Annotated in this window: 1 protein-coding gene; it reads left to right on the top strand. The window is 51.7% G+C overall.

Going from position 1 to position 261, the window contains the following annotated elements; genetic code table 11:
• Positions 1 to 40: 40 nt before the first annotated feature.
• Positions 41 to 261 (top strand): aminotransferase class IV (locus ACZ3HG_RS24085; protein WP_465334945.1); only part of this gene is annotated, 221 nt, incomplete at its 3' end.

The raw sequence follows: 261 nt of genomic DNA, 5'->3' as shown, positions 1-261 counted from the left end.
ACACACCGAGCGGCTGTTCAATTCGGCACGGATTTTTCAGATGAAAATTCCCTTTGATGTCGAAACACTCGTGCAAGCGCAAAAGGATGTCGTCTCGGCCAACAAGTTGGAATCCTGCTATCTGCGTCCAATTGCCTGGATCGGCTCAGAAAAAATGGGCATTGCCGCCAAAAATAATACGATTCACGTCGCCATCGCCGCCTGGCCCTGGGGTGCTTACCTGGGCGAAGATGGCATGACTCGTGGTATTCGCGTCAAAAC

This window comes from Erwinia sp. PME.40.26/001 (genome assembly GCF_055556675.1).
This window is presented reverse-complemented; position numbering and strand designations above follow the sequence as displayed.